Below are 25,061 nucleotides of genomic sequence, written 5' to 3'. Positions count from 1 at the left end.
TTGAACCCGCTCGGAGTACGGTCGTGCATGACAGACGCGCGCGTAGCTGGCGTGGGGTTGACCCACTTCGGTGTGCATCCCGAGCGGACGAGCCGCGACCTGTTCGCGGAAGCCGGGCTGGCGGCGCTGGACGACGCCGGCGTCGCCCGCGAAGACGTGGCCGCCGTGCACTACGGCAACTTCATGGGGGAGTTGAGCGAGCACCAGGGCCACCAGGGGCCGCTGGTCGCGGAGGCGCTGGGCCTCGACGTGCCCGCAACCCGGTACGAGTCGGCGTGCGCGTCGAGCGGCGTCGCGCTCCGGCGCGCCGTCCGGGACGTTCGCAACGGCGAGGCTGACGTGGTGGTTGTCGGCGGCGCCGAGCGCATGAACAACCTCGAAACCGCCGAATCGACGGACGCGCTGGCGATCGCGGCCGACGGCTTGTACGAGGTGCGCGCGGGCATGACGTTCCCCGGCGCGTACGCCCTGATGGCGGCGTCGTACTTCGAGCAGTTCGGCGGCAGCCGGGAGGACCTCGCGCACATCGCCGTCAAAAACCACGCCAACGCGGTGGACAACGACCGCGCGCAGTACCAGCAGGCGATCACCGTCGCGGACGCCCTGGAGTCGCCGCCGGTCGCGGAACCACTGCATCTGTACGACGCGTGCCCCGTCACCGACGGCGCGAGCGCGCTCGTGCTCGTGAGCGAGTCGTACGCCGACACGCACGACGTCAGCGCACCGGTCGCGGTGACCGGCACCGGCCAGGGCGGGGACAAGATGGCGCTCCAGGACCGCCAGAACATGGCGACCTCGCCGGCCGCGACCGACGCCGCCACCGAAGCCTACGCGGACGCAGGGGTGTCCGCCGACGACGTGGACGTGGCGGAAGTACACGACTGTTTCACCATCGCGGAAGTGATGGCGACGGAGTCGCTGGGCTTTTTCGAGCCCGGAGCCGGCATCACTGCCGCGCGCGAGGGTGTCACGACCAAAGACGGGCGGCTGCCGGTGAACCTCTCGGGGGGCCTGAAAGCCAAGGGCCATCCGGTCGGCGCGACCGGCACCAGCCAGGTCGCGGAGCTCACCAGGCTGCTGCGCGGCGACCACGTCAACAGCGAGCACGTCGCGGACGCACAGACCGCGGTCGCGCACAACGCCGGGGGCACGGTCGCCAGCGCCGTCGTGCACGTGCTTGAGACGGTCGCGGACACGGAGGCGGATGCGGCATGAGCGACCGCGTTCGGGACGACGGCTACGACGACGCCATCGACGCGCTGGCCGCCGACGAGGGGTACTATCTGGCGTGCCCGAACGGCCACGGGAGCCTGCCGCCGCGGCACGCGTGTCCGCACTGCGGGGCCCGGGAGCTGACCGAGACGGCGCTGCCGGAGACGGGCACGATCGACTCGTGTTCCACGCTGCACGTGGCGACGCCGGCGTTCGCCGACGACGCGCCGTACGTGCTTGCGGTGGCGTCGTTCGGCGCGGTGCGGCTGACTGGCCAGGTGCGGGCGGAGCCGGGAACGGTCGAGATCGGCGACGAGGTGGCGGCGACGGTCGGCGAGTCGGCGACGACCGGCGACCGGCTAGTGGTGTTCGAGTTGCGGTAGCGCCGCGCCGAGCGCGTCGCAAAACGACGCCGGGTGTTCGACGTGTGGCACCGCGCCCGCGTCGTCGAGGACGGTCAGCCGCACGTCGGCGGCGTCCGCGAGCGCGCGGCCGTCCGCAAGCGGCGTGATGCGTGCCTCCCGCCCCCAGACGAGGGTGACCGGGGCCGGCACCGACTGGACTGCGTCCACGAGGTCGACTGCCGGGTCGAGCATGCCGCCCGCGAACGACGCCGGTGCCAGCCGTGCGTTCGGCTGGTGGCTGGTCCGGTGTTGGTAGTCGAGCAGTCCGGCGGGGACGTTCGCGGACTGGTAGAACGCGTGGCGGTTGGTGAACCACCGGAGGCCGCGGCGGCTGACGAGCGCGTTGAACACGGCGGTGCCGACCACCGGCGTGCGGAGCAGGCGGCGCACGGCGGGGCGTCGCTGCCCGGTGTCGGCGATCGGACACACCAGCGCGAGCGCGGACACGGACGTGTCAGCGGCCGCCATCGCGGCCCACGCGCCGGTCAACGAGGACGCGACCACGGCCGGATCGTCGCCGGCGACGTCGCCGATGAACGACGCGACGAACGCCTCGTAGAGCGCGCTTGTGTACGCGATCGACGGCCGGTCGGTGTGGCCGAACCCGGGGAGGTCGGGGGCCAGCACGTGGTAGTCCTCGGCGAGAGTGTCGACGACACCGGCGAACGCGCGACTGGACGCCGCCGCGTGAACGCCGTGTAGAAGCACGAGATCGGGGTCGTCGGGGTCGCCGGCCGTGGTGTACGACACGTCGAAGCCGCGCCAGCGCGTGGTCGTCCGGGTGCCGGGAAGCGGGTCGGGGGGCTGCTCGTCGGCGCGCACCAGCCGGTTGGCTGCGGCCGTGGCGGCGGTGCCCCCGGCCACGCCAGCCAGCAGTCTGCGGAGTGTCATACGTGAGGGCGATGACGGCCAGTGGTTTAGCCGTTGTGTCGCCGCGCCGGCGCGCGGTCAGTCCTCGCGCAGCGCGTCCCGGATCGGGTCGAGCACGTCGGCGGCGACCTCGTAGGGCGTGGTCGCGCCGCTGTCGATGCGCGCGACCAGCTCGTCGACCCCGCCGCGGTCGGCGAGCTCGGCCTCAAGCACCTCGTTTGCGTCCGCCCGCAGCAGCGTTCGGAGCTCCTCGGCGTACCGCGTGCGGCGCTTCTCAGTGCGGCGGCCGGATTCGTCCAGCCAGGTGGTGTGGGCGTCGAACACGTCGAGCAGGTCGGTGACGCCGGTCCCGCGTTCGGCGACCGTCTCCGCGATCTCCGGGCTCCAATCGGTGTCGTCGTCGGGGTCGCGGAGATCCAGCATGTTCCGGAGTTCGGTGACCGTCTTGTTCGCGCCGTCGAGGTCGGCCTTGTTCACGACGAACACGTCGCCGATTTCGAGGATGCCGGCTTTCAGCATCTGCACGTCGTCGCCCGACGACGGCGGCACGAGCACCGCGACGGTGTCGGCGGTCTTGACGATGTCGACCTCGTTCTGGCCGGCGCCCACGGTCTCGATGATGACCTTGTCCTTGCCGAACGCGTCCAGGGCTTTCACCGCGTCCGCGGTCGCCGTCGACAACCCCCCGAGGCTGCCGCGGGCGGACATCGACCGGAAGAACACGTCCATGTCCGTCGCGGTGGACGCCATGCGGATGCGGTCGCCGAGCACGGCTCCGCCGGTGAACGGCGAGGACGGATCCACGGCGATGACGCCGACGGTCAGGCCGCGCTCGCGGTACTGGCTGGCCAGCTTGTCCACGAGCGTTGATTTCCCCGAGCCGGGACTGCCGGTGATCCCGATCACGTCGGCCTGTCCCGTGTGTGGGTACAGCGCCGAGACGATGTCGCGGTAGCCGTCGTTCCGGTCCTCGATTTTGGTGATGGCGCGGGCGAGCGCTCTGTGTTTGCCCGCGAGCAGATCCGCAACGAGGTCGGGCTGATTGGCCGGCATCTCAGTCACGGTGTGGGGCGTTGGATTCGATGAACGAGATCGTGTCCGCCATCGGCGTCCCCGGGCCGAAAATGGCGTCCACGCCCGCGGCTTCGAGGTCCGCGCGGTCCTCGTCGGGGATGATGCCGCCGACGATGACGAGCGTGTCCTCGGCGGCGTCGTACTCGGCCAACCCCTCGATGATCTTGGGCACGAGGGTGTTGTGCGCCCCCGAGAGGATCGAGATCCCGAGCACGTCGACGTCCTCCTGGACGGCGGCCTGCACGATCTCGTCGGGTGCCTTATGCAGCCCCGAATAAATCACCTCGAAGCCGGCGTCGCGGAACGCACGCGTGATCACGTGCGCCCCACGGTCGTGGCCGTCGAGTCCGACTTTGGCCACGAGACACCGGACGTTCCGTGTGGAGTCCTCACTCATGGCGGAACCATCATCGCAGGCCGGCTTCACTCTAACGGACTTGTATGATAGTTCCGCACACACCGCGGCGGTGGCGGCGTGAAGCGAAAACGGGTTGCCACTCCCCCACTAACCACGGCGTATGGTATCTGTCCGCGCCGCCAGCTACGCGAAAGCCAACCCGGGACGGGTCACCATCGTGTTGTCCGTGCTCGGGTACGCGCTCGTCGCCGGCGCATTCACCGACGTCGTTGCGTTGTTCCCGCCCCTCGATGATCCGACGGTGTTGCTGTTCGCGGACCTCATCGCGGTCGTGAACACGCTCGCGCTCACCAGCCTGCTGGCCGGCGTCGCGTTCATCAAGCGCGGCGCGGTCCGCAAACACCGCGCGGCGATGCTCACCGCGTTCACGCTCATCTGCGTGTTCCTCGTGTTGTACCTCTGGAAGGTCGGCGGTGGCTTCGAGAAATCCATCGTCATCACCCAGGGGATGTTCCTCGGGCAGTTCGCGGGCGTCGTCAAGGGCGCGTACCTCCTGATGCTGGCGGTACACATCCTGCTGTCGGTCGTCTCGGTGCCAGTCGTGCTGTACGCGATCGTCCTGGGGCTGACGCATTCGCCCGCCGAGCTCAAGCGCACCAGGCACGCGACGTTCGGCCGCATCGCCGCCACCGCGTGGTCGCTGTCGCTGTTCCTCGGCGTCGTGACGTACGTCATGCTGAACCACGTCTACGCCTGGGTGCCCAGATAACACCACACGTCCACCCGATGTCACGCAGCGACGAGACGGCGACCGAACCCGCGACGGAGCCGGCCGCCGACGACACGGACCGCTGGCGGTGTGAAGACTGCGGCGCGGTCCAGCGGACACCCGAGCCACCCTGCGAGCGCTGTTGGGGGACGACGCTGTCCCCGTTGACGGACGCCCCTGACGACGGCGCGCGTGGCACGCAGGCGCTGCTGGGGCATTCACCGCCGCCACAGGACACCACGACGGACACGCCGCCGCGGCTCGCACACGTCACCGCAACGTCGACACGAACGGCCGTGGTTGCCGGTGGTGGTGCCCTCTGCCTGGGTGGCCTCGCCACCGTCGTCTCCGGCACCCCCGTGTTGGCGTCGATACCGCTGCTTGCACTCCTGTTGTGGGCCGGGACCGTCGTCGCCGCCGGGATCGCGGTCCTCGGCGTGGCCATCGCGGCCGCGGCGTTCGCCGCCGCCCACATGCGAGCCACGGACGGGGCGTGACCGCCTCACTCCGTCCACGGGATCAGGGCGGCTCCCACCCCGAACGCGACGACGGCCAGCACCAACACCACGCCGGCGTTGAACACGACCCCGTCGCCGCCGGTGAACGTCGCCGCGCGCACGCCGCGCGCGAAGTACACGAGCGGCGACGCGTTCAACAGCGGCCGGAACCACGCCGGGAACAGCGCCGGCTGCACGAACGTCTCCGAGAGGAACAACAGCGGCAACGCGATGCCGTTGCTGGCCGCGATCGCGCCGTCCTGGCCGTCGGCAAGGCTCCCGAGGATGGCGCCGATCCCGCAGAACAGCACCGACGCCGCCGGCACGAAGAACGCCAGCCACGGCGACACCGTGAAGTTCGCGCCCGTCAACAGCAACGCGACGACCAACACCGCCGCCGCGAGCACGATCAACACCACGTTCACCAGCGCGTGCGCGGCCAGCCACTCGGCCCGCGACAGGGGTGTGGTGGCGAGCTTCTCGAAGCGGTTGTCCGCGCGGTACCGCGCCACCTCACTGCCGACGCGCGACAGCGGCGTGAACAACACCACGGTTGCGAGGTACGCGGGCAGGTAATACCCCGTGGGCTGCGAGAACAGGCCCGCGCTGCTGCCGCCCTGTGTGCGCACCAGGCCGGCGAAGATCACGATCAACACCACCGGGAAGAAGAAGGTGAAAAACACCGCCGTGCGGCGCCGGAGGAACGTCCGCATCGCGCCTGTGGCTTCCGCTCGCACCCGGCCCGCCGCGCTCATTGCACCACCTCCCCGCGCTCGGCGTCACCGGCGAGCGCCAGGTAGGCGTCCTCAAGGCTGGGCTCGCGCCACGACAGCGCGTCGAAGGCCACGTCCGCGTCGTCGAGCGCGGCGGCGATCTCGCCCACTGCGGTGGGGTCGACGCCCTCGAAGACGAGCCCCGCGTCGGTGCGCGTGCAATCGAAGCCGGCAAGCTCTGGGTCGGCGTCGGTGTCGACGACCAGCCGCGGGCTGCCGGCGTGCGCCGCCACGAGGTCCGCGGGGGTTCCGGTGGCGGCGATGTCGCCGTCGGCGAGCAGGCCGACGCGGTCCGCGAGCGCGCTCGCCTCGGCCATGTCGTGGGTCGTCAACACGATCGTCGTGCCGTCGGCCGCGAGCCCTTCGAACACCGACCAGAGGGCGTGTCGGCCCGCCGGGTCGACGCCCGTCGTGGGTTCGTCCAGGAACAACACGTCCGGGTCGTTCACCAGCGCGGCGGCGACGCAGGCTCGGCGGCGCTGTCCGCCGGAGAGATCACCGTACCGGGTCGCGTCGTCGGGGTCGAGGCCGACCGATTCGAGCACGGCGTCGGGCGCGCGGCTGTCGGCGTACAGCCCCGCGTAATACCCGACGAGCTCGGCGGCGGTCAAGCGGTCCGGCGGCGAAAACGACTGCGGGAGCAGCCCCAGGCGCTGTTTCTGCGCGTCCTGGGGTGGCTCACCGAGCAGTTCGACGCGCCCGCCGTCGGGCGTCGTCGTGCCGGTCAGACACCGCACGAGTGTGGTCTTCCCCGCACCGTTCGGGCCGACGAGGGCGAACACCTCCCCCTCGGAGACGGACAACGATACGCCACGAAGAGCGGCGACGTCGCCGTACGACTTGGCCACGTCGTCGGCAACCAGTACCGAGTCCATACCGAGAGATCTAGCCCGGGCACTCAAATGAGTGTGGAAGTCACCAGGACGGACGCCACAGCAACACGACCACGGACGACACGAACACGACCGTAGAGACCCCGTATGGGTCGGACTCCGCGATGGTCACGGCGGCCGACGTGCTCCCGAACAGGCCCGCGAGGAGCGTTCCGAGGACCGGCCACGCGCAGCTCACACAGGACGCCAGCCCCACGAGACCCGCAACCCCCGTGCGGGCGGCGTCGGCGACGGCGGCGGCGACGAGGTACGCCAGGGTCGCGTAGCCGACGAGCTTGAACGGGATCAGGCTCACCGTCACCGCGGTGCCGCTGTACACCAGCGCCGGCCCCCAGCCGGGGGACAGCCACGCCACGCGCGCGCCCAACCCCGCCCCCTGGAGCATGTACAGCCCGCCCACGCTGCCGAGCAACAGGAAGTAGCCGACGCCCACGCCGGCCGCAACCGCTGCCTGGCGGCGGGACGCCACGGACGGCACGCCCACGCGGCGGACCGCCCACACGGCGACGTTGATCCAGACGAACGGGTACACGATCGCGACCGTGTCGGTCGGGGTCGCCGTGGTCAGTGCGAAATACAGCAGGACGGCGACGAGCTCGCCGTTCAGGACGGCCGCCCACGTGAGCAGTGTCTCCCGGCTGGGGCGGACCACACTGGTCGAGACGGTCCGTGTGGGCATTCAGACCACCATCGTGTCGAGCACGACAGCGACCAGCAGACAGCCGAGGTAGGCGTTCGACGCGTGGAACGACCGCATCGCGGCGCGGCGGTCGCGCTCGCGGTGCAGCCGGATCGCGAAGTAGAGGAACACGGCCCCGAGCAACACGGTGGTTGCGGCGTACAGCGGGCCGAGCCCGGTGAGTTCTGCGAGCACGACGGCGGACGCCAGCGTCGCGCCGATGTAGTAGACGATGTGGCGGCGGGTCTTCGCCTCGCCCTCGACGACCGGCATCAGCGGGAACCCGCCGCGCTCGTAGTCGTCCTTGTACGCGAGCGCGAGGTTGTAGAAGTGCGCCGGCGTCCACAGGAAGATGACGCCCGCGAGCACGACGCCGCCGACCCCCACTGCGCCGGTGACGGCGACCCAGCCGATGAGCGCGGGCAGCGCGCCCGCGGCACCGCCGATGACCGTGCTCTGCCTGGTGTTGGGTTTCAACACGAGCGTGTACACGATCGAGTAGAACGCGATGGCGGTGAGCCCGAGCACGGCCGTCAGGAGGTTCACGGCCGCGAACGCGGCCAGTGAGGCCACCCCCAACACGACGCCGAACGCCAGCGCGTTCCGGGGCGGGATGCGGTCCGTGACCACCGGCCGGTCGTCGGTTCGCGCCATCTTCTCGTCCTGCTCGCGCTCCAGGACGTGGTTGAACGTTCCCGACGCGCCGATCGAGAGGACGCCACCGCCGAGCGTCAACACGACGGTGGCCGCCGAGAGCTGCTGGCCGGCCCCGAGTTGGCTGCTGGCGAGCGCCATGCCGGCACCGGCGACCAGACACAGCAGCCACATCAGCCGCGGCTTCATGAGCTGCACGTACGCGCGGACGATGCCCGGCTGGGTGGGGTCGCCGTCGTCGGTGTGACGGGGTTCGCCCTCCCACTCCGCGGACGGGAGGTCGCCGGTCTGCGCGTCAAGCGTCCAGGCGAGGGCCACGACGAGCGACGCGAAGATCCCCACGCCGAGCGTCAGATGCACGCCGGTGAACGGCGCAGCACCCGCGGACATGGCTGTGTACGCGCCGATGACGACCTGGACGGGGTAGAGTGCGAGCGCGAGCGTGACCGCCGTGCGGACGCGCCGGGACGCCCCAGTGCGCCACGCGAGCACGGCCGCGCCGACCACGGCGAGCCCGGTGAGCGCGGCGGCGGTCCGGTGGCCCCAGACGACGACCAGGTCAAGCGACTGCAGTGCGAACCACTGCCCGTTGCAGGACGGCCACGTCTGGCACGCGCTCGCGGCCCCCGTCAGCGAGGTGGTTGCGCCGAGCACGAGCAGCGAGTACACGCCCATCGCGGCGGCGGCGAGCACGGCGACGAACTGGGTGGCGGTGTTTCTGCTCACTGCGGTTCTCAGCCGGAGCTTACGGGTCGGGACACTTAGCCTATCCGACTCGCAGCGCCCCCCATTCAGCACCTATTTATGGAGTCACTCCCTACCGTCAGTCAGTATGAGAGGGAAGCGGCTTGTACCTGTTCTCGTCGCTGGCATCGCGGTCCTCGTGGCGTTCGTGGACCCGGCTGCCGCGTCGTCCGGGTACCAGTCGGCGACCGAGGAGCTCATCCGCAATCTCAACAGCCAGCTGGTTGCCGCCGCCATCACGATCACGCTGCTCGTTGAGGGGATCCTCGTATACACCGTCTGGAAGTTCCGGAACGCCGACGAGGCGAAACCGACCAAGGAGAACCGCCGGCTCGAAATCACGTGGACAGTCGCGACCGCGGTCGTCCTGCTGTTCGTCGGCGTGTCGGCCTACAGTGCAATGGGGACACCGTACTTGTTGTCCTCCGGGGACGACGTCCAGGCCGCGATGGCCAACGAGGACAGCGCCACCGTCACCGTCGAGGGCGTTCAGTGGTACTGGAACTACGACTACGCGGGGTCGAACGTCTCGATGAGTTCGGGTGCCGGCAACGACACGGTGGTTGGCAACCAGCCGCTGGTGTTACCGGCGGACACGGAGGTCACCATACAAACCGAATCCAACGACGTCATCCACGCGTTCCACGCGCCGGAGCTGGGGCTGAAAATGGACGCGCTTCCCGGCCAGCAGAACCACCTCGTCACGAACGACCTCGATGAGGGCACCTACCAGCTGTACTGCGCTGAGTTCTGTGGCGCGGGCCACTCGAAGATGCTCAGCAAGATCCACGTCGTCGACCGCGACACGTACGACGCGTACATCAACGACCCGGAGAACGTCTCCGTCGGCGCCTGACTACGCGCGCCGCAGTCGCTGACACACTCCTTCTGTTACGTGCACGCGCGCTCCGTCGGGTCGCTCCACGACGAGCGCGCCACGGTCGTCGATCGCCACGGCAGTGCCGGTGACTGGGTCGTCGTCGAAGCGGGTCACGCGCACCCGCTTGCCCAGCGTCGCGCTGCGCTCGCGGACCGCGGCGACGGCGTCGTCCATCCCGCCCGCTGTTTGGACGCGCGACACCCACGTTCGGAGGTGCTCGTGCAGCGTCGCCGCCACGGCCGTCGGATCGACAGCGCCACGCTCCGCTCGGAGCGTCGTCACGGCGCGGTCGAGATCACCGAGCGAGTCGGGATCAAGCGCCGCGTTCACGCCGACGCCGAGCACCGCAAACGACATGTCGGCGTTCGCAGGGTCGGTCTCCGGAAGCACACTCCCGACGGGCTTGCCGGCGACAGGGACTTCGTCGATGACCGCCTCAGTGAGCACGCCACACAGCTTCGACTGGTCGCTGCCGTCGGCGGCCGCGACCACCACGTCGTTGGGCCACTTCAGCCGGGCGTCGACGCCGAACGACGCGGCGGTGTCGGCGGCGGCCAGCCCGCCGGCGAGCGTGAGTCGTCCCACGTGGCTGGCTGCGATGTCGGCACGAACGACGGTGCTCGACCAGACGCCACCGGGCGGGCTCGCCCAGGCGTTGCCGGTGCGCCCGCGGCCCGCCGTCTGCTCGTCCGCGATCACGAACGTGCCGTCGGTGGCCCCTGCCCGCGCTTCGGCGCGCGCAATGTCGTTCGTGCTTGGGCACGTCTCACGGTGGACGACTGGTGCCGACACCTGGCGCTGGAGCGCCGCGGGATCAACAGTCATACGGCGGCGTTCGCAACGCCAGTGAAAAAGACCGGCGGGTTCGCCGTGGTTAGGCGACCGACCCGACGTACAGCACGACGACCAGGAAGATCCAGACGAGATCCACGAAGTGCCAGTACATCGACACCGTGCTCACCGACGTGTGGCGGTCAGCGGAGTACTGCCCCCGAAGCCCGCGGACCGTGATGATGCCAATGAGCACCGCGCCCATCGTGACGTGCAGTCCGTGTAGGCCAGTGAGCCCGAAGAACGCGCTCTCGAAGAGGCCACCGGAGAGCGTGAACCCCTCGTGGGCGATGAACTCGTAGTACTCGTAGACCTGGCCGCCGATGAAGACGACCCCGAGGACGAGCGTGGACACCAACAGCGCCAGGAACCGAGACCGGTTGCCCTTCCGGAGCGCGACGTGTGCGAAGTGGAGGGTGAAACTCGACACGACGAGGATGGCGGTGTTCACAACGACCAGGGAGCCCAGGAATCCGTCCGGAATGGCGCTGGCCGCGGTGCTCCACTGGGTGCCCGCGCGGATGAAGAAGTAGTACGCGAACCCAGCCCCGAACGTCGCGATCTCGGAGCCGAGGAACCCGATCATCCCCCACCGGAGTGCGGTGCTGCCGCCGCCGTCGTTGCTCCAGTAGGCGGCCACGAAGGCGTGGTACACCCAGCCGTAGAGCCCGGCAAGGAAGGCGAACGTGCTTGCGATGAACACGCCCGGCCCCACCATCGGACCCACGAGTGCGCTCTCACCGCGGCCAAGCACGTAGAGTGCGGCGCCGATGTAGAAGCCCGCAGCGCCAATGGCAGTGATGAAGGGCCACCAGCTGGCCTCCCCAAAGCCCTTCGGCCAGTCCTCCACGGCCGGCAGGTGGTGGCCGTGGTCGTCGGTCGAGTCGTCCGCTACGCTCATACAACGGGGTTACGGAGCGAGTATTAAAAACCCATCCAACTGCGGCGGCCAGCCAGCGCGTCCGAGACGAACGTGTGGCTGGTGTCCCAGGACGACGGCGTGAACCGGTGGGTTTCTAATGCTGTCACCCCAAGGCGTGTGCATGGCTGAACGAACTGAGCCGGGGCTCAGCGACCAGTACACGCGAGCCAGCCCGTGGCCGATCCCGCTCGTGATCGGGATCGTCGTCACCGAGGTCGGACTCGTGTTCGAGGGGTTGACCCCGGTCGCGGTCAGTGGCATGCTGTTGTTCGCCGCCTGTGTGGTCGGGATCACTCGCGAGTCGGCGTTCGCCGACACCCTCTGGCGGCCGGGCGTCGCCGTCGGCGTGCTGTTCGCCGTGCTCGGGGCGGTCATCTACACGGGGACGACCGCCACCACCCGCGGGATCGCGATGCTCGGCACGAGTGTGCTCGTCTGGGCGGCGTCTGCGGTGGCGTTCCTCTACGAAACCCAGCGGCTCTGAACTAGCAACGTATATCAGTCAGCCACACTCACTACACACCAATGTCAGCGCGACTCTTCGACCGGGATACCATCCTGGACATCACGGTGAACCTCGTTCCCCTGGCGATTCTCGGGTTCTTCTTCGTGGTCTTCATGGTGTTGAACCCGTGGGACGGTGGGCTCACGCTGAAACGCATCATCCAGTTCGTGCTCATCGGCTGGATTTTCACCGCGCTCGCGGTGCTGACGTACTTCGCCGCCAAGGCCATCGAGGGCCCGGAGACGTAGGCACCGCCCGCCGCGCGGCGACGCCGCACAGTCTCGTGTCGACCGCTGACTTGGTGGCGTGGTCGCGCCGACATTTCCGTGGACAATCCTAAGCTTTCTTTACCGTCGAATCCTGACTAGGAGGCATGGCTACAGCAGCGTCATCGATTACACTCACTGTGCTGATGGGCGTGTTGCTCGTCGGCGTGGTCGCTGTCCTCGCGCGACTCGAGGACTGGCGGTCGTACACGCCCCTCAGCGACGTGGGCGGTGGGCTCGGGGAGCGCACCGGCTACACGCACGAGGAGAAGCCTGGGGGCATTATCCGCTGGTTCACGACGGTCGATCACAAGGACATCGGGATCCTGTACGGCGTCTACGGCACCATCGCGTTCGCATGGGGCGGGGTGTCGGTGCTCCTGATGCGGACTGAGCTTGCGACGAGCAGTGAGACGCTGATCAGCCCGTCGCTGTACAACGGGCTGTTGACGAGTCACGGGATCACGATGTTGTTCCTGTTCGGGACGCCGATGATCGCGGCCTTCGGGAACTACTTCATCCCGCTGTTGATCGACGCCGACGACATGGCGTTCCCGCGCATCAACGCGATCGCGTTCTGGCTGCTGCCGCCGGGCGCGATCCTCATCTGGTCCGGGTTTCTGATCCCGGGGATCGCCACTGCACAGACGTCGTGGACGATGTACACGCCGCTGTCGCTCCAGATGTCGAGTCCCGCGGTGGACATGATGATGCTGGGGCTGCACCTCACCGGCGTGTCCGCGACGATGGGCGCGATCAACTTCATCGCGACAATCTTCACTGAGCGCGGTGAGGACGTCGGATGGCCGGATCTGGACATCTTCTCGTGGACGATGCTCACCCAGTCCGGCCTGATCCTGTTCGCGTTCCCGCTGTTCGGCAGCGCCCTCATCATGCTGCTGCTCGACCGGAACTTCGGAACGACGTTCTTCACGGTCGCCGGCGGGGATCCGATCTTCTGGCAGCACCTCTTCTGGTTCTTCGGCCATCCCGAAGTGTACGTGCTCGTGTTGCCGCCGATGGGGATCGTGTCGCTGATCCTGCCGAAGTTCTCGGGGCGGAAGCTGTTCGGGTTCAAGTTCGTCGTCTACTCGACGCTGGCGATCGGCGTGCTGAGCTTCGGGGTGTGGGCCCACCACATGTTCACGACGGGCATCGACCCGCGGATTCGGTCGAGTTTCATGGCGGTGTCGCTGGCGATTTCGATCCCGTCGGCGGTGAAGGTGTTCAACTGGATCACCACGATGTGGAACGGGAAACTGCGCCTGACCGCGCCGATGCTGTTCTGCATCGGGTTCGTGCAGAACTTCATCATCGGCGGTGTGACCGGCGTGTTCCTCGCGGTCATTCCGATCGACCTCATCCTGCACGACACCTACTACGTGGTCGGTCACTTCCACTTCATCGTCTACGGTGCGATCGGGTTCGCGCTGTTCGCGGCGTCGTACTACTGGTTCCCGATGGTCACGGGCCGGATGTACCAGAAGCGCCTGGCGCACGCGCACTTCTGGACGGCGCTCGTCGGCTCCAACGCGACGTTCCTGGCGATGTTGTGGCTCGGCTACGGCGGGATGCCACGGCGGTACGCGACGTACATCCCGCAGTTCGCGACCGCACACCGGCTCGCAACAGTGGGGGCGTTCCTGATCGGGGTGTCGACGCTGATCTGGCTGTTCAACATGGCGACCTCGTGGCGTGAGGGGCCACGCGTCGACTCCACTGACCCATGGGACCTAGAGGAGACCGACCAGTTCACCAACGACTGGGCGTGGTTCCGTGCGAAAGAGGAGACGACCGTGCTCCCCGACGGCGGTGACGAAGCGCAATCCGAGGCGGACGCGGTGACTGACGGCGGGCAGCCGGCCGCGGACAGCGACACCGAGTCGTAGCCGCCGTCAGCGACGTTTTCTGCGGGTTCGGGCGGCGTACGCCCAGCGGCGGAGCTGTCAGGCGAGTACCAGCACGAACCCGGTGATGAACATGAGGACTGCGATCCCGCCGAACAACAGCAACAATACGACTTTGTCTTCCATGGCGCTGCGTTGGGCGTGACACCGCAAAAGGCTACTCACTGCGCCACCAACGACCGGCCGTGAGTGACACCGAGAGCAGTGGGCGTCGCATCGTGTTGTGGATGTACGCCGGCGCGATGGGGACGGCCGGCATCTTCGGCTACGTGCTGGGCGTGATCGTGTACGGCAACGGTGGCGCGGCCGGCCCGCTCGCGACCGGGCCGTCCCCGGAGTACGGAAGCCTCGGCCCGATCGTCTTCGAGTTGACCCCGTTGAACCTCGCCGTGTTCGGGGTCTGTGCCGTGGGTGCGCTGTTGGGGGTCGGGTTGGCGGCGATCATCTTGGTGTCGAACCGCGAGTGACCACGACGACGGGTGGCAGGCACGTATATATGCGTGGCATCCGAACGAACGATCATGATAGTTCGGGAGGCAACCCACGCCGACGGCGACGCCGTTCGTGCAGTCGCAAACGCGTCCTTGGAGGCGTCGTACGCCGATCCGTTGGGCGACGACATCGTGCACACCGCGGCCACCGAGTGGTACGACAGCGACCGCCTGGCCGACCGCCTGGACACCGACGCCGTGCAGTATCTGGTCGCCGAACGGGACGACGCAGTGGTCGGGTTCTCGGAGAGCGAGCGCGACGGGGACGTGGCGGCGATCCAGTGGCTGCACGTCCACCCGGACGCCCGGGGCGACGGGGTCGGCGGCAGCCTGCTCAGTGACACCGAAACACACCTGCTGGAACACGGCGCGAGCCGGATCGAGGGGCGGGTGCTCGCGGCCAACGAACCCGGCAACGACTTCTATCAGGCGCACGGCTACGCGCGAAGCGGCACCCGGGAGCTGGCGATCCGCGACGACACCCACACCGAGCATCTGTACGTCAAGCTCCCGGCGGCCGCGAGCACGGCCGCGATGACCGAACGGCGCGAGACCACGGTCGGCGACCTCTGGGTGGCGCTGGACGAACGCGAGCGCGGCTCTGATGCGCCGTTTTACGCGGCGTACCGGGACGCGGATCGGGAGACGAAATACGGGTTTTACTGTGCGGCCTGCGAGCACGCTGACACCGCGATGAACACGATGGGGCGAGTGGCATGCAACAACTGTGGGAACGAGCGCCGGGAGACCCGGTGGGACGCGGCCTACCTCTGAGTGGTCACGCGGCGGCGGCCGTCTCCTGGTAGCCGCCGAACTCGTCTTTGAACACGGCCATGATCTCGCCCATGGTGGCGTACGCCTTGACCGCGGCCACGATGTACGGGATGGTGTTCTCGTCCGCGCGGATTCCGGCCCGAAGCTCGGCCAGCGTGGCCTCGACGGCGTCGTCGTCGCGCTCGGCCTTGACGTCGCTGAGGCGGCCGAGCTGCCGGTCCCGAGTGGCCTCCGCGTCGACGTGAAGCGTGTCCGGGCTGGTGTCGGCGTCCATCTCGTGTTCGTTGACGCCCACGACGGTTTCCTCGCCGTCGTCGACACGGGACTGGTACTCGTAGGCGGACTCCTGGATCTCGCGGTGGAAGTAGCCGTCCGCGATGCCGGCCAGCACGCCGTCGCGGACGCTGCCGTCGCCCAGCTCCTTGATCTCGGTGAGGTACGCCATCGCCTCGGCCTCGATCTCGTTCGTGAGCGACTCCACGGCGAAGCTGCCACCCAGTGGGTCAACGATGTCCGCCGCGCCCGACTCCTCGGCGATGATCTGTTGGGTCCGCAACGCGACCCGCACCGCCTCCTCGCTGGGTAACGCGAGTGCTTCGTCGAAGGAGTTCGTGTGAATGCTCTGGCTCCCGCCGAGCACCGCGGCCAGCGCCTGGAGCGTGACGCGGGCGATGTTGTTCTTGGGCTGTTGGGCGGTGAGGCTCTGCCCGGCGGTCTGGGTGTGGAACTTCAGTTGCGTTGCGGCGTCGGCCTCGGCCCCGTACCAGTCGTCCATGAGGGTCGCGTAGATCCGGCGGGCCGCCCGGAACTTCGCGACCTCCTCGAAGATGGCGTTGTGGGAGTTGAAGAAAAACGAGAGCTGTGGCGCGAACGCGTCGACATCCAACCCACGGTCGATGGCGTCCTCGACGTACGCGAACCCGTCGGCGAGCGTGAACGCCAGCTCCTGGACCGCGGTCGAGCCGGCCTCGCGGATGTGGTAGCCCGACACCGAGATCGGGTGGAAGTTCGGCGTTTCGGCGACGCAGTACTCGACGACATCGGTCACCAGGTCCAGTGACGGCGTGGGCGGCACAACCCACTCTTTCTGTGCGATGAACTCCTTGAGCATGTCGTTTTGGAGGGTGCCACGGATGTCCTCACGGGGGACGCCTTGCTGGTCGGCCAACGCCAGGTACATCGCGTAGATGACCGGCGCGCTGGGGTTGATGGTGAAACTCGTCGAAACCGCCGCGAGGTCGATGCCGTCGAAGAGGATCTCCATGTCTCGGAGGGTGTCGACGGCGACGCCCTCCTTGCCGACTTCCCCGAGGCTCATTCGGTGATCGGAGTCCAGGCCCATGAGCGACGGCATGTCGAAAGCCGTCGACAGCCCGGTTTGGCCGTTGTCGATGAGGTAGTGGAAGCGCTCGTTTGTCTCCTCGGCGGTGCCGAAGCCGGCGAACTGGCGCATCGTCCACGTCCGACCCCGGTACCCCGTGGGGTAGACGCCGCGCGTGTACGGGAACTCGCCCGGGAACCCGAGGTCCTCGTTGTAGTCGGTGTCGGCGACGTCGGCGGGCGTGTAGAGCCGATCGACTTCCATGTTCGAGACGGTCGCAAACCGGGCTTTGCGCTCGCCGTACGCGTCCCGCACCGGCCCGAGCGTGGTTTCGGTCCAGTCGTCGCGTGCCTCCCGGATGTCCGCGAGGTCGTCGTCATCGTACATGTGTGACACACTCATTCAGGAAGATTCATTAAGGAACCGGTGGGGATCGGGTTCGAATGGTGGTGGTCGGGCGTGGCCATGCGGCAGCACCGAGCAGGGCTGTGGGCACGTGACTGGCGGGCAGCCGGTCAGTAGTGGCCCATGACGCCGTCTCGGCGCGCCCACCGCTGGCAGTAGTAGAACGCCACGTACCCGGCGGCGAGGTAGCCGACGGTGGTCACCACGAGCACGGTCAACTCCCCGAGGAGGCGCGCCCAGAGCGCGACGCCGTCTGCCATTGCGATCTGGAGCAGTTGGCTGCCCTGCACGCGGCTTTTTGCGTTGTTGACGCCCAGCGTGTCGAGCGGTCGATCGCGGTAATAACAGTCCGTGGACCCTACTGGAGGCGTTCGATCGTTTCGACCAGCGGATGGCGCGCGTAATCGACGACATCGATGTCCGCGATGGAGTCCAGGCCCTCGGTCCGGGCGGTCCGCGCCATCCCGAGATCGACCGCGCGCTCCAACACGATGACGTACGCGTCCATCTCCGCGACGCCGGCGCGTTCGGCGGCCATCACGCGGTGGTGGCCGTCGGCCAACAGCAGGCTGCCGTCGTCGCCGGTGCTGCCGTTGTCGATCACCACGAGTGGCTCCGCCAGCCCGTTTTCGAGCTCGTAGCGGCGGCCTTCGAGTTCGTCGGCGTACACCTTCCCCTGGGTCGGAACGACGTCACTGATCGTGACCGTGCGGCGCTCCTCGGTGATCGAAACGCCGTGTATCGTCTCCAGCGTTCGCATGAGCTTGCCGACTTTCTCGGGGGTCGCGCGCTCGATCTGGGAGCGGATCACGTCGGCGTTCGTGATGATACCCACGAGGTTGCCCGCGTCGTCGACCACCGGGAGTTTCTGGATGCCAGAGCGCAGGATGACCCGCGCGGCGTCGGTCACGTCCATCTCCGGGTGCGCGACCACCAGGTCCTCGGTCATCACCTTGAACAGCAGTTCGTCGGGATCGGCCAACAGGAGGTCGCGCGCGGAGACGAACCCTTCGACGTGTCGGCCGTCGGTCACCGGGAACCCGTTGTGATCGCTCTCGGAGATCCGGGCCGCAACGTCCGAGACCGTGTCGTCTGCGGACACGGTCGCGACGTCCCTGGTCATGTAGTCCCCGACGGCCGGCGTCTCGCCGTTGGCGTGCGCTAAAGCCTCGTCCATACCGGGACTACGCCGCCGCCGCAGAAATAGCTCACTCACCCTGTTGGATGCCGGAGGTGCCACCGTGGACCTCCTCGAAGAACCGCGACGCGACCACCTCCTCGATCATCTCGGTGAGCGTCGTGGCTGCGTCCTCACCGACGGCGTCGAACAGCCCCAGGGGGAGCTGTGCACCCGCCATGTCGGCGTGGCCGCCGGCCGACCCGAGGTCGTCGAAGGCCGACCGGAGCACCGCACCGAGATCCAGGTCCTTTCGGCGCGACCGCGCGGAGACGTAGATCGTGCCGTCGAAGTAGCCGTAGACGAACGTGACCGCCACGCCCCGCATCGCCAACAGGCGGTCGGCGGTCTGTGCGAGCGTATCCCTGGCGGTGATCTGCCCCACGCAGGACGCCAACACGGACCCATTGAGCTGCCGGTTGCGGATCCCGGCGGCGATGGTGTCGAAGGTGTCCGCGCTCAGTGACGGGGCTTCGATGCGTTCGAGCACGTCGGTGTCGGCGTTGGGCAACAGCCACGCGGCGGCCGTGAAGTCACGCGGCGTGATCTCCCGCGCGAAGTCGTCGGTGTCCACGCGGATCCCGTACAACAGTGCTGTCGCCACCGCGGTCCGGACGTCGATCCCGTAGCCACGCAGGTACTCCACGAGGATCGTACTGGTCGCGCCGGTGTCCGGCCGAATGTCGGTGAACCCGGCGTCGACATCGGTCGTCGGCGGATGGTGGTCGATGACGATGTCCACGTCGGTGTCGGGGGCGAGCTGGTCGTTGACCCCGGGGCCGGAGTGGTCGACCAGCGCCACCGCGTCGAATTCGGCGTCGGACTGTGTTTCGACGTTCCGCAGGTCGAACTCCAGGAGGTTCACGAACGCCCGGTTTTCCTGGTGTGAGATCTCCCCGAAGTAACAGGCCTGGCTGTCGACGCCGGCGTCCTCGGCGATGCGCTGGAGGCCGACGGCGGCCGCGATCGCGTCGGGGTCGGGGTTGTCGTGCATGAACACCCCGAGGCGGCCGTCGATCCCTTGCAGGGTCTGGCGCAGCGCCTGGAGGCGCTGTGATGCGCCCGATTCGGTCAACGAGTTGGCGTGCGACAGCAGCTCCGCGCCGGGATCGACGACGCGATCCGCGACCGAGTCGACCCGGTGGCGGTCTTTCGGCGTCGCGTCGAACCCCAGATACACCACCAGCCCGGCGTCGGGATGCGCCGCGTCGGCGGCGATCGCGGCCAGCCGGTTCCGGTCGGCGCGCTCCCCGGCAACGACGACCATGTCGACCGACCGATCCGGGAGCGTGATCGCCGCCGGATCGGTGACGTCCCGGACTTCGGCGGCGACGGACTCGTTGCGGAGGCTGTCCACGCGGCTCTCGTCGCCGTCGAAGACGAACAACTCCCCGCGTCGGTCCGCCAGCGAGCCGATGACAGCGTGCCCGACCGTTCCGCAGCCAAGCACCAGCCGAGAAACCATTCGTTGCCATGCCTTACCCACGAGCCTGTTAAAAAGTACCGCTGTGGAACCGCGCCGAACTCCGGATCAGCCAGCGAACAGCACGTCAGCGGCGTGCGTTGCGGTCTGCGCGACGGGATCGAACGCCACCAGGAGCGCGATCGTGCCGACCGCCGCAGCCAGCACGGCGACGTAGAGGCCCGTCGGCTGCCCCGAAAGCGACAGGTCGTCGCGTGGGTCCTCGATCCACAGCGCCTTCACGACCCGCGAGTAGTAGAACAGCGACAGCGCGCTGTTGATGGCTGCGATGCCCGCCAGCCACGCGAACCCGGACTGGACCGCGCCCGCGAACAGGACGTACTTCGAGAGGAAGCCAGCGCCGACCGGCAGGCCAGCGAGACTGAACATGAACACGGTCATCGCGACACACGCGACGGGCGCGCGCTTCGAGAGGCCGTTGTAATCCTCGAACGTCCGGCCCACGTCCCAGTACTCCGCGAGCGCGACGAACAGGAACGCGCCCGTGTTCATGAAGCCGTAGACGAGCAGGTGCATCATCGACGCCCCCAACACGAGGGAGTTCTGTGCGCCGCCGCCGCTTTGCAGCGCGGCGAGGCCGATGAGCACGTAGCCCGCATGGCCGACACTGGAGTACGCCAACATCCGCTTGACGTTCTCCTGGGTGGCCGCCGCGAAGTTCCCGAGTGTCATCGTGACCACCGCCAGCGCCGCGAACAGCAGCGACCAGTCGATGACCGTGCCGGCGATGACGTCCAGGGGGAACGCGGTCGTGAACACGCGGAACAGCACGGCGAACCCGGCGGCTTTCGACGCCGAGGAGATGAACGCCGACACCGGCGCGGGCGCGCCCTCGTAGGCCTCCGGCGCCCAGAAGTGGAACGGCACGGAGGCGGTCTTGAACGCGAACCCGGCGACCAGCATCACGATCCCCAGCCCCAGCACGCCAACGAAGTCGGTGCCGGCGGTGATCGTGTCCGCGATCGCGGCCAGCCCCATGACGCCGGTCGCGGCGTACACGAGGCTGATGCCGTAGAGCATGATCCCCGACGACAGCGCGCCGATGAGGAAGTATTTCAGCCCGGCTTCGATGCTGCCGCGGTCGCGTTTCAGATACGACACCAGCACGTACGACGGGAGGCTGGCGAGTTCGAGGCTGATGAACACCGTCACGAGGCTGTTGGCGGCTGCCATCAGCGTCATTCCGGTGGCGGCAAGCAGTGTCAGCGCGTAGAACTCCGCGACGCTGTCGGCGTCGTCGAGGTAGTCGTGGCTGGCCATCACGACCAGCGTGCCGACCGAGCCGACGACGACCACGAAGAACAGCGACAGCGCGTCGACGATGATCGCGCCGTCGAACTGCACGAACTGCGCGTCGCCGGTGCCCGCCGACAGGAACCACGCAGCCGTCCCGGCGGCGAGCAGCGTGCCGGCGGTCGCGATCCCGGCGAGCAGCGTGTTGTTGTCGCGGTCCGGCAACAGCGTGTCGACACCGAACACGAGCAGTGCCGCTGCGACCAGCACGAACTGCGGTGTCAACGGCGGAAGCTCCGTCACAGGAACACACCCCCGGTTGACACCACGACAGCACTCGCAGACGCCGCGGCGTCCACCACCGGCGTCACGGCGTCCTGGATCATGCCGTAGAACACGTTCGGGACGGTTCCGGCCACGATGACCAACAGGAGCAACGCGACGATCGGCACGGTGTCGTGGAGCGCCGCCGGCACGATGTCGTAGTCAGTTTCGGCGGCGAACGGCCCGAACAACACCCGCTGCATCGCGAACAGCAGGTAGCCGGCGACGATCACGATGCCGAACATCGCCAGCGCCGTGAACAGCTGGGCGTGCGCGAAGTCGGCGCCGAACCCGCCGAGGAAGATGAACAGCTCGCCGGCGAACCCGGCCATCAGCGGCAGGCCCATGTACCCGAACGCGGCGGCGATGAACACCGCTGCGGTCACCGGCATCTTGTCCGCGATGCCGGAGAGGTCACCGACCATGCGCGTGTGCGCGGTGTTGTAGATGACACCCACACACATGAACATCAGGCCGGAGATGAGGCCGTGAGCGACCATCTGGAAGGTCGCGCCGCCGACCCCGTAGTAGTTGTACGCCACCAACCCGAGGATGACGTACCCCATCGAGGACACCGACGAGTACGCGACGATGCGTTTGAGGTCGCGCTGTGCGAGCGCGAGCATCGCCCCGTAGATCACTGAGAGCACCGCCAGCGCGGCGATCGGGACCGCGTACTGCTGTGCGATCCCCGGCATCATCGTGAAGTTGAACCGCAGCAACGCGTACGTCCCCATCTTCAGGAGGACGCCCGCAAGCATCACTGACGCCGGCGTCGGGGCCTGCACGTGGGCGTCGGGCAGCCACGTATGCAGCGGGACCGTCGGCACCTTCACCGCGAACCCGATGAACATCGCGAAGAACGCCACCGTCTTCAGCGTCTCCGCGCCCAGGCCGTACGTCGTCCCGAACTGCCCGGCGTGGATCGCCTGCGCGATCGCGGGCATGTCCATGGTGGTGACGTCGAGCCCGAACACGAGCGCCATGAACCCGATGAACATCAGCAGGCTCGCGACGTTCGTGTACACGAAGAACTTGATGGCGGCGTATTTCCGCCGGGGGCCGCCCCAGATGCCGATGAGGAAGTACATCGGCACCAGCACGAACTCCCAGAACACGAACCACACGAAGAAGTCAAGCGCCGTGAACACGCCCAGGAGGCTGGCCTCCATGAGCAACATCAACGCGTAGAACTGGCTTTGGCGCTCGTCGATGGGCGTCCACGCGCTCGTGATGGCGAGCGTGGTGAGGATCGTCGACAACACGACCAGCGGCATGCTGATGCCGTCGATGCCGACGTGCCAGTTCAGCGTGTACGGCCCGATCGTGATCCAGTGTGTCATCGTCTCGAACGCGAGCGAGCCGCCCTCAAGCAGGGCGTTCCCGCTCCCGTCGAACTGTGCGAACATCCACACGCTCCCCACGACGGGAAGCAGGCTGAGGCCGGCGGCGAGCTTCCCCGCGATGCGGTCCGGGGCAAGCATCACGACGAGCGCCGACAGCAGCGTAACGCCGAGTAACGCTTCTATCATCATCTAAAACCACCCCCCTGTGACGCCGAAGACGACAAGCAACGCGACCAAGCCGAGCGTGAGCATCGTCGCGTAGTGGCTGACGATGCCGTCCTGGATGCGGCGGATGCGGCCGCCGGAGAACAGGCTGATGCTGCTGACGGCGTTGACGATGCCGTCGATGACGCCCTGGTCGAACGTGTCCGCGCCGCGAGCCAGGGGCAGCGTCACGCCCTTCGCGAGCCAGACCTGGTATTCGTCCTGGTAGTAGTTGTTGTACAGCAGTGTTCTCGCTGCGCCGAGTTTCTCGGTGTGCTTGGTGGGTGCTGGGCCGCTGTACAGCAGCCACGCGAGGCCGGCACCGCCGAGCGCGAGCGCCAGCGAGACCGCCGCGGGAACGAACGGCGCGATGTCCGCGGCGTGGTAGCCGGCGAACGACTCCAGGAGGTGATGGTAGTGTTCGTAGCCCAGCGCCGAGAACGCGGTGCCCTCGGGGCCGGCGAGCCACGTGTGGAGGAACTCGATGTGGAGGCCCGTCGCTTCCGCGACCGGCGTCATGTTCACCAGCCCCACCGTGGCCGCAAGCACCCCCAACACGACGAGCGGGAATTTGACGTTCCACCGCACGCCGTGTGGGTCCTCTGCGGTGTCGGAGCGGGGCTCACCGTGGAAGGTGAGCACCACCATGCGGAAGGTGTAGAACCCGGTGAAAAACACTGCGAGCAGCCCCATCGCGTACGCCGCAAGCAGGATCGGACTGTCGCCGGCACCGTAGATGAGTGCCTCGTAGAGGATCTCGTCTTTCGACCAGAAACCCGCGAACGGCACGATCCCCGCCAGCGCGAGGCTCCCGGAGAGGAACGTGTAGTAGGTGACCGGCATCTTCTTGCGGAGACCGCCCATGTCCCACATGTTCTCGTTGTGGTGCATGGCGATGATCACCGATCCCGCCCCAAGGAACAACAGCGCCTTGAAGAACGCGTGCGTGAGCAGGTGGAAGCTGGCGGCGATATACCCGCCGGTCCCCAGGCCAAGCATCATGTAGCCGTACTGGCTGATGGTGGAGTACGCCAACACCTGCTTGAGTTCGTCTTTGACCACACCCATGGTCGCGGCGAACAGCGCGGTGAACCCGCCGACAAGCGCGATGATCGCCAACACGGTCGGTAGCAGCGCGTAGAAGCCGTACATGCGCGCGACCAGGTAGACGCCGGCCGCCACCATCGTGGCGGCGTGGATGAGCGCCGAAACCGGCGTTGGACCCTCCATCGCGTCGGGCAGCCAGGTGTGCAGCGGGAACTGCGCGGACTTCCCGATGACGCCGCCCAGAACCAGCAGCCCAACGACGCTGAACCACTGTTGGGCGCTCATCCCGACCACGTCGAGGAAGTGTGCGACGTGTGCGGGCATCGTGCCCTCGCCGCCCACCGCGGCGAGCGCCTGCTCGGCCATGTGGGGGAACGCGTGTGCGCCCTCACCGGTCGCGACGAACCGCGCCGTGCCGAACGTCGCGAACACCGCCACCACGCCGATGAGGAAGAAGTAGTCACCGAAGCGCGTGACGAGGAACGCCTTTTTGGCCGCGCTCGGCGGCCCCTGCTGGCGGAAGTGGAAGCCGATGAGGAGGTACGAACACAGCCCCACCAGCTCGAAGAACATGAACGCCATCAGGAGGTTGTCCGCGACGACGAACGCGAGCATCGAGAACGTGAACAGGCCAAGCCCGGCGTAATACCGGTGGAGTCCGCCCTCGCCCTCGTCGTTCATATACCCGAGGCTGAACACGTGCACGAGGAACGCCACCAGCGAGACGATGACGAGCATCATCGCGGCCAGCGGGTCAACGAGCACGCCGAAGTGGAGGCTGAACGCGTTCGGGGCCGCCACCCACGTGTAGATCGACTCGGCAATGTATTCGCCCTGGCTCACGGTGACGAACGCCCACACCGAGACCACCAATGAGCCAGCGGTCGCTACGATACCCGGAATCGCGCCGCCCTTCGGGAGCAGCTTGGGTGCAAAATAGCCCGCAAGCAAGGCAACGAGGAACGACGCGAACGGCAACAACGGAATCGCCGGAATGAACTCTAATGCACCTGCCATC

27 protein-coding genes are annotated in these 25,061 nt (G+C 67.8%); 10 read left to right on the top strand and 17 right to left on the bottom strand.

The features are described from left to right. Nucleotides 1–27: 27 nt before the first annotated feature. Both JT689_RS04090 and JT689_RS04085 read left to right on the top strand, forming a co-directional pair. Nucleotides 28–1,215, top strand: a complete 1,188-nt coding sequence (locus tag JT689_RS04090; RefSeq protein WP_205251599.1) for a thiolase domain-containing protein — start codon at nucleotides 28–30, stop codon at nucleotides 1,213–1,215. Continuing rightward, complete coding sequence (locus JT689_RS04085; protein ID WP_205251598.1) at nucleotides 1,212–1,595, top strand: Zn-ribbon domain-containing OB-fold protein; 384 nt, start codon at nucleotides 1,212–1,214, stop codon at nucleotides 1,593–1,595. The genes JT689_RS04090 and JT689_RS04085 overlap by 4 nt, the downstream gene beginning before the upstream one ends. Here the strand turns inward: JT689_RS04085 and JT689_RS04080 are convergent. The 3 genes from JT689_RS04080 to JT689_RS04070 are packed head-to-tail and all read right to left on the bottom strand — an operon-like array spanning nucleotide 1,572 to nucleotide 3,957. Next, a complete protein-coding gene (locus JT689_RS04080) occupies nucleotides 1,572–2,507 on the bottom strand; it encodes an alpha/beta fold hydrolase (RefSeq protein ID WP_205251597.1) in 936 nt (311 codons plus the stop codon). The two genes, JT689_RS04085 and JT689_RS04080, sit on opposite strands and share 24 nt — an antisense overlap. A 57-nt stretch (nucleotides 2,508–2,564) precedes the next feature. Further along, the gene (gene meaB, locus JT689_RS04075; RefSeq protein WP_205251596.1) at nucleotides 2,565–3,539 is read right to left on the bottom strand and encodes a methylmalonyl Co-A mutase-associated GTPase MeaB; all 975 of its coding nucleotides are present in this window, start codon (nucleotides 3,537–3,539) and stop codon (nucleotides 2,565–2,567) included. 1 nt (nucleotide 3,540) lies between these two features. Next, nucleotides 3,541–3,957, bottom strand: coding sequence for a cobalamin B12-binding domain-containing protein (locus JT689_RS04070; RefSeq protein ID WP_010902462.1), 417 nt, complete (start codon nucleotides 3,955–3,957; stop codon nucleotides 3,541–3,543). A gap of 121 nt (nucleotides 3,958–4,078) precedes the next feature. On the opposite strand from JT689_RS04070, the gene JT689_RS04065 reads away from it, so the two are divergent. Further along, nucleotides 4,079–4,687: a DUF420 domain-containing protein gene (locus JT689_RS04065; protein WP_010902461.1), complete on the top strand. Its 609-nt coding sequence runs from the start codon at nucleotides 4,079–4,081 to the stop codon at nucleotides 4,685–4,687. Nucleotides 4,688–4,704: 17 nt separating this feature from the next. Continuing rightward, nucleotides 4,705–5,184 (top strand): hypothetical protein, encoded by a 480-nt coding sequence (locus JT689_RS04060; RefSeq protein ID WP_205251595.1) that lies wholly within the window; start codon nucleotides 4,705–4,707, stop codon nucleotides 5,182–5,184. A 5-nt stretch (nucleotides 5,185–5,189) separates the two neighbouring features. On the opposite strand, the gene JT689_RS04055 is transcribed toward JT689_RS04060, so the two are convergent. From JT689_RS04055 to cyoE, 4 genes are read right to left on the bottom strand one after another with little or no spacing between them, the layout of a single operon-like run. Next, nucleotides 5,190–5,939, bottom strand: coding sequence for an ABC transporter permease (locus JT689_RS04055; RefSeq protein ID WP_010902459.1), 750 nt, complete (start codon nucleotides 5,937–5,939; stop codon nucleotides 5,190–5,192). Continuing rightward, nucleotides 5,936–6,832 carry an ABC transporter ATP-binding protein gene (locus JT689_RS04050; protein ID WP_205251594.1) on the bottom strand — a complete coding sequence of 299 codons (897 nt, stop codon included), beginning with the start codon at nucleotides 6,830–6,832 and terminating at the stop codon, nucleotides 5,936–5,938. Before JT689_RS04050 ends, JT689_RS04055 begins: the two co-directional genes overlap by 4 nt. Before the next feature lie 40 nt (nucleotides 6,833–6,872). Next, on the bottom strand, nucleotides 6,873–7,529 hold the full coding sequence (locus JT689_RS04045) for an ABC transporter ATP-binding protein (RefSeq protein ID WP_205251593.1): 657 nt from the start codon (nucleotides 7,527–7,529) through the stop codon (nucleotides 6,873–6,875). Continuing rightward, the gene (gene cyoE / locus JT689_RS04040) at nucleotides 7,530–8,858 is read right to left on the bottom strand and encodes a heme o synthase (protein WP_010902456.1); all 1,329 of its coding nucleotides are present in this window, start codon (nucleotides 8,856–8,858) and stop codon (nucleotides 7,530–7,532) included. It abuts the gene before it with no gap. 157 nt (nucleotides 8,859–9,015) lie between these two features. Between cyoE and coxB the strand changes: the two genes are divergently transcribed. Next, complete coding sequence (coxB, locus tag JT689_RS04035; protein WP_010902455.1) at nucleotides 9,016–9,783, top strand: cytochrome c oxidase subunit II; 768 nt, start codon at nucleotides 9,016–9,018, stop codon at nucleotides 9,781–9,783. On the opposite strand, the gene JT689_RS04030 is transcribed toward coxB, so the two are convergent. Then, a complete protein-coding gene (locus tag JT689_RS04030; RefSeq protein ID WP_205251592.1) occupies nucleotides 9,784–10,632 on the bottom strand; it encodes a biotin--[acetyl-CoA-carboxylase] ligase in 849 nt (282 codons plus the stop codon). A 49-nt stretch (nucleotides 10,633–10,681) separates the two neighbouring features. After that, nucleotides 10,682–11,539, bottom strand: coding sequence for a heme-copper oxidase subunit III (locus JT689_RS04025; protein WP_205251591.1), 858 nt, complete (start codon nucleotides 11,537–11,539; stop codon nucleotides 10,682–10,684). Between the two features lie 142 nt (nucleotides 11,540–11,681). Here JT689_RS04025 and JT689_RS04020 point away from each other — a divergent pair, with 142 nt between their 5' ends. The 3 genes from JT689_RS04020 to ctaD all read left to right on the top strand — a co-directional run bounded on the left by JT689_RS04020 (nucleotide 11,682) and on the right by ctaD (nucleotide 14,220). After that, nucleotides 11,682–12,044, top strand: coding sequence for a hypothetical protein (locus tag JT689_RS04020; protein WP_070807656.1), 363 nt, complete (start codon nucleotides 11,682–11,684; stop codon nucleotides 12,042–12,044). 41 nt (nucleotides 12,045–12,085) lie between these two features. Continuing rightward, complete coding sequence (locus JT689_RS04015; RefSeq protein WP_010902451.1) at nucleotides 12,086–12,313, top strand: DUF6684 family protein; 228 nt, start codon at nucleotides 12,086–12,088, stop codon at nucleotides 12,311–12,313. A gap of 125 nt (nucleotides 12,314–12,438) precedes the next feature. Further along, nucleotides 12,439–14,220 carry a cytochrome c oxidase subunit I gene (ctaD, locus tag JT689_RS04010; RefSeq protein WP_010902450.1) on the top strand — a complete coding sequence of 594 codons (1,782 nt, stop codon included), beginning with the start codon at nucleotides 12,439–12,441 and terminating at the stop codon, nucleotides 14,218–14,220. A 57-nt stretch (nucleotides 14,221–14,277) separates the two neighbouring features. Here the strand turns inward: ctaD and JT689_RS12425 are convergent, their stop codons facing one another. Beyond that, nucleotides 14,278–14,403, bottom strand: a complete 126-nt coding sequence (locus JT689_RS12425) for a hypothetical protein (RefSeq protein ID WP_012289206.1) — start codon at nucleotides 14,401–14,403, stop codon at nucleotides 14,278–14,280. Between the two features lie 20 nt (nucleotides 14,404–14,423). Between JT689_RS12425 and JT689_RS04005 the strand changes: the two genes are divergently transcribed. Both JT689_RS04005 and JT689_RS04000 read left to right on the top strand, forming a co-directional pair. Then, a complete protein-coding gene (locus tag JT689_RS04005) occupies nucleotides 14,424–14,705 on the top strand; it encodes a hypothetical protein (protein WP_229373400.1) in 282 nt (93 codons plus the stop codon). 54 nt (nucleotides 14,706–14,759) lie between these two features. Then, nucleotides 14,760–15,503 carry a GNAT family N-acetyltransferase gene (locus JT689_RS04000; RefSeq protein ID WP_010902448.1) on the top strand — a complete coding sequence of 248 codons (744 nt, stop codon included), beginning with the start codon at nucleotides 14,760–14,762 and terminating at the stop codon, nucleotides 15,501–15,503. 4 nt (nucleotides 15,504–15,507) lie between these two features. Here JT689_RS04000 and JT689_RS03995 read toward each other — a convergent pair whose 3' ends face one another. The 7 genes from JT689_RS03995 to nuoL form a co-directional block, all read right to left on the bottom strand. After that, complete coding sequence (locus tag JT689_RS03995; protein WP_205251590.1) at nucleotides 15,508–17,211, bottom strand: methylmalonyl-CoA mutase family protein; 1,704 nt, start codon at nucleotides 17,209–17,211, stop codon at nucleotides 15,508–15,510. Nucleotides 17,212–17,339: 128 nt separating this feature from the next. Continuing rightward, nucleotides 17,340–17,489 (bottom strand): hypothetical protein, encoded by a 150-nt coding sequence (locus tag JT689_RS03990; protein ID WP_205251589.1) that lies wholly within the window; start codon nucleotides 17,487–17,489, stop codon nucleotides 17,340–17,342. A 98-nt stretch (nucleotides 17,490–17,587) separates the two neighbouring features. After that, entirely contained in the window at nucleotides 17,588–18,406 is an 819-nt protein-coding gene (locus JT689_RS03985) for a ParB/RepB/Spo0J family partition protein (RefSeq protein ID WP_010902445.1), read from the bottom strand. 31 nt (nucleotides 18,407–18,437) lie between these two features. Beyond that, a complete protein-coding gene (locus JT689_RS03980) occupies nucleotides 18,438–19,871 on the bottom strand; it encodes a DHHA1 domain-containing protein (RefSeq protein ID WP_205251588.1) in 1,434 nt (477 codons plus the stop codon). Between the two features lie 66 nt (nucleotides 19,872–19,937). Further along, nucleotides 19,938–21,407 (bottom strand): NADH-quinone oxidoreductase subunit N, encoded by a 1,470-nt coding sequence (locus JT689_RS03975; RefSeq protein WP_268824194.1) that lies wholly within the window; start codon nucleotides 21,405–21,407, stop codon nucleotides 19,938–19,940. Nucleotides 21,408–21,421: 14 nt separating this feature from the next. Further along, the gene (locus JT689_RS03970) at nucleotides 21,422–22,981 is read right to left on the bottom strand and encodes a NuoM family protein (protein ID WP_205251586.1); all 1,560 of its coding nucleotides are present in this window, start codon (nucleotides 22,979–22,981) and stop codon (nucleotides 21,422–21,424) included. Continuing rightward, complete coding sequence (nuoL, locus tag JT689_RS03965; protein WP_010902441.1) at nucleotides 22,982–25,060, bottom strand: NADH-quinone oxidoreductase subunit L; 2,079 nt, start codon at nucleotides 25,058–25,060, stop codon at nucleotides 22,982–22,984. Nucleotide 25,061: the final 1 nt, after the last annotated feature.

It is taken from the genome of Halobacterium sp. GSL-19, from assembly GCF_016917855.1.
Taxonomy (GTDB): Archaea; Halobacteriota; Halobacteria; order Halobacteriales; family Halobacteriaceae; genus Halobacterium; species Halobacterium salinarum.
Note: the sequence above shows the minus strand (reverse complement) of the source record. Positions and strands in the feature narration are given on the sequence as shown.